General features: G+C 49.8%; 4 protein-coding genes. 1 reads left to right on the top strand and 3 read right to left on the bottom strand.

Annotation, left to right across the window (positions count from 1 at the left end; all coding sequences use genetic code 11):
- Positions 1-296: 296 nt before the first annotated feature.
- From P5674_RS21655 to P5674_RS21645, 3 genes are all read right to left on the bottom strand, one after another.
- Positions 297-836, bottom strand: coding sequence for a WD40 repeat domain-containing protein (locus P5674_RS21655; RefSeq protein WP_014277065.1), 540 nt, complete (start codon positions 834-836; stop codon positions 297-299).
- On the bottom strand, positions 802-1,548 hold the full coding sequence (locus tag P5674_RS21650) for a S1 family peptidase (RefSeq protein WP_014277064.1): 747 nt from the start codon (positions 1,546-1,548) through the stop codon (positions 802-804). Before P5674_RS21650 ends, P5674_RS21655 begins: the two co-directional genes overlap by 35 nt.
- Positions 1,549-1,708: 160 nt before the next feature.
- The gene (locus tag P5674_RS21645) at positions 1,709-2,275 is read right to left on the bottom strand and encodes a COP23 domain-containing protein (RefSeq protein WP_006616184.1); all 567 of its coding nucleotides are present in this window, start codon (positions 2,273-2,275) and stop codon (positions 1,709-1,711) included.
- 129 nt (positions 2,276-2,404) lie between these two features.
- Between P5674_RS21645 and P5674_RS21640 the strand changes: the two genes are divergently transcribed.
- Positions 2,405-3,406 (top strand): serine/threonine-protein kinase, encoded by a 1,002-nt coding sequence (locus P5674_RS21640; RefSeq protein WP_014277063.1) that lies wholly within the window; start codon positions 2,405-2,407, stop codon positions 3,404-3,406.
- The last annotated feature ends 329 nt before the right edge of the window (positions 3,407-3,735 follow it).

The following is a 3,735-nucleotide window of genomic DNA, read 5'->3' as shown; positions in this document are numbered from 1 at the left end:
GGAAACTGGCGGGTATTTTCAGCCATGGGATTTCCATCAGAATCAGGGTAGATGACGTTTGCGGGTCGTGTGGGTTGAGGGGTAGTTACCATAAAATTAGACCTCTCAATTACCGAACTGGAACACACCATTGAGTCGGTGTCTATAGTTGGCTCACATTTTAGCTGATTTTTTCGTCAACAGCTAAGCAGGTTGGGGGTCGGTACGGAACCCAACACCACCATCTCTCGGTTATATTGGGTTTCACCCTCGTTTCAGCCCACCTACAAATGTTGGGTGAAACCCGAGCAACTCCACTAAAACCCTACCCTCCACAACCGCACCACCCCATCATCACTCCCAGAAGCCAGGGTTTGACCACGCCGACTGAAGCTGACGCTATACACAGTGCTTGTATGTCCGGTGAGTTGGCGCAGTTCCCGTCCCGTAGCCACATCCCACAGTCGCACTGTGTTATCCCCACTCCCAGAAGCCAGGGTTTGACCACGCCGACTGAACCTGACGCTATTCACAGTGCTTGTATGTCCGGTGAGTTGGCGCAGTTCCCGTCCCGTAGCCACATCCCACAGTCGCACTGTGTTATCCCCACTCCCAGAAGCCAGGGTTTGACCACGCCGACTGAACCTGACGCTATTCACAGTGCTTGTATGTCCCGTGAGTTGGCGCAACAACTGCCCAGTGCTTAAATCCCATAGATAAATATCTTTGTTGCTACGCAATGCCAATAACCGCCCATCTGCACTGACCGCCCCACCCAAAGCCGGACAATCAATTTCCCAGACGGCTTCCCCAGTGGCGAGGTTAAATAAACTTGCCCCACCACTTGCAATGACCACCCTGGTTGAGGGGAATTACTTGTCTTACTCCTCCCTGTCCCAGTCGCTTGATCATTCCTTGTTGCTGTAATGCGGGGAGAGTGAAATCGCCGCGCAGGTTTGCTGCCTCCTGTATTTGAGGAGGACTTTCAACAATCTGCCCCCCTTGTGCGATCGCCGATTGAGGTCTCTCCAAAAATGTGGCAATGGGAATCGCCAAATTCCGCCCAGTTTTGTCGCCTCTACCATGAACCCCAATCACTCCTCCTCGGTCATTGAATACCGGCTCGCCGTTCATACCTGGTCGAGTGTTATTGTTGTAAATCAAGCTATAACCCTCATTCGGCTGAGGGAGTTCCCCGATAACTTTCCCATCCGAGATAGTCACCGTGCGTCGAGGCACCGCCTCAGTAGCCACCGGAGCGCCTGCTACATAGACGGTTTGCCCTACCGCCACCCGGTCAGAGTTTCCCCACCTCGCCAGCTTGTAGTCATTCTCGCTGGTAAAAGTCAACACCGCCAAATCCACATCAGCCTGGGGGACAGTCACTTCCCGATTAGCCTCATGGCGGATACCGTCAGGAGTGATAATCAAACAAGTATCCTGAGCATTCCTGACCACATGATGAGCGGTCAGCACATAATAAGTATTGCCCTGACGGCGATAAATCATTCCCGAACCCGCCGCACAGCCATCGACCATCACCGTGACTTCCCGGGCTTTTTTCCCCACATTCTAGGACGACAGCCGACCACAGCCCCCCACACCAAGAGCGACAGCCAGCACTGCCACCACCAACAAACCGGATTTCTGCGATAATTTGGGCATGATAATCTCCATTGGGTTAAGCACTCCCCCTTTGTGAACGACCCTAAAACCCACTGCTATGGGGTCAATGCCGCTCTACCCAACTTTTCAGGGTAAAATACTGGGGATAATCGGACTCATCTATGGGCGACACATCCTGCCCATGGCTAAAGTCGATTATCCTTGCTATTGTAGTTCTGGGGGTGGGGGCATTTTTCTGGCTGAGAGTAAACAGCACATTATTCTCGTTACAGGTCTGCTGCCGGGAATTGACTACGCAAATCACGGTTAGCTGGTTCACTCTGCCATGGGTTAAGTCTAATCCCAATAACTGCCCCCCATGATTGGTCACCGCCAGGGTTAGTCGCTCAGAAACTTGGTGACAGCGCTCTTGGGGAGTCCAGTTATCCCCAAATTCTTCACTATTCCAAGTAATCATCGGCGTTTTAGAAACCGCATTCCCTCTCTCGGCTACGGTTGACCAACCGCTGCTTCCGTCAACGCATTTGAATGTGGTTTGTTCATCGATCGCCTGATTGGTTGTAGGATCAGCAGCAGTAGTGGAAGACCCAGGATTAAAAATAGCCCCGACACCAAACCCAGCCAAAACGGCAACGACTAGCATTAGCACGAAGTATTGAAGTTTGATCATATCCTGACTCCTGTAAGTTGAGTAGAATATTGACTAAGAGGCAATTAAACCTTCTACCCTCTACCTGCTTTCATTATACCAAAATTCAATTAAAATCCCATTCCCCCAAAAACATTATCCCCCCAAATTATGCAAGTCGGACAACTGCTTGGCGGACGCTACCAGATCGAATCTTCGTTGGGTAAAGGTGGCTTTGGCGAAACTTACTTGGCGCGGGATATTCATCTCCCTGATTATCCTCACCGGATTGTTAAACAACTCAAACCCTCATCGACTCAGCCCCGGGTGTTGAAAGTAGCCCAGGATTGGTTCGACAGAGAAGCCCAAACCCTCTATAAACTGGGGGAACACTCCCAAATCCCCCAACTTTTTGCCCTTTTTCAGGAAAATCAAGAGTTTTATCTGGTCCAAGAATATATTGAGGGTCATGATTTGACGGATGAAATCTGCCCCCAAAATGGCATTCCACTCAAGGAACCCCAGGTAACTCAACTGTTGCGAGAAATTTTAGAAGTCCTGAAAGTTGTTCACCAACAAGGTATCATTCACCGCGATCTTAAACCCTCCAATATCCGGCGCAGCACTAGGGATGGAAAAATAGTGCTGATCGACTTTGGGACGGTCAAAGACATTGGTGAAGAAACTACGGTCGCCCAAGGAAATTTTACCCTACCTATTGGTACTCGCGGATATACACCCCACGAACAATGGAAAGGCTGTCCTAATTTTGCCAGCGATATTTATGCGGTGGGAATGTTGGCAATTCAAGGGTTAACAGGATTGCCTCCCGATAAGTTACGGATAAACCCTAACACGCTAGAAGTAATTTGGGCTGATCAAGTTTCTGTCAGCCCCCAATTGGCTGAGGTTTTAAATAAAATGGTGGCTTTTGATTGTCGCAAGCGTTACCAAAATGCCACAGAGGCTTTAGCGGCTTTATCAGGTAAAAAACAATCGAACGCTATCTCTGGTGCTATCAGCAGCCTAAATTCTCGGTCTGTGTGGGTGATTTATGTCTCGGTGTTGGTGACGGTCATCAGTGGTCTACTACTGGGGATGGTTGTCCACGATTTTCTGAATCCTTCTCGACCGCATCTCCCACCATCGCCCATCCGAGAGCGAACATGGTAAATTGTGTTACCATTGATAAGGGCGATCGCGTTCCTGTTTCACCCAATTGGCAAGTGTTGGGTTTCACCCAACCTACTGGGGATGGTTGTCCACGATTTTCTGAATCCTTCTCGACCGAATCTCCCACCATCGCCCATCCGAGAGCGAACATGGTAAATTGTGTTACCATTGATAAGGGCGATCGCGTTCCTGTTTCACCCAATTGGCAAGTGTTGGGTTTCACCCAACCTACTGGGGATGGTTGTCCACGATTTTCTGAATCCTTCTCGACCGAATCTCCCACCATCGCCCATCCGAGAGCGAACATGGTAAATTGTGTTACCATTGAT

The organism is Limnospira sp. PMC 289.06, from assembly GCF_032350395.1.
GTDB lineage: Bacteria > Cyanobacteriota > Cyanobacteriia > Cyanobacteriales > Microcoleaceae > Limnospira > Limnospira platensis.
This window is presented reverse-complemented; position numbering and strand designations above follow the sequence as displayed.

Coding starts and splice junctions, on each gene's coding strand:
- P5674_RS21640 (WP_014277063.1), top strand. CDS start 2,405: ATGCAAGTCGGACAACTGCTTGGCGGACGCTACCAGATCGAATCTTCG.
- P5674_RS21645 (WP_006616184.1), bottom strand. CDS start 2,275: ATGATCAAACTTCAATACTTCGTGCTAATGCTAGTCGTTGCCGTTTTG.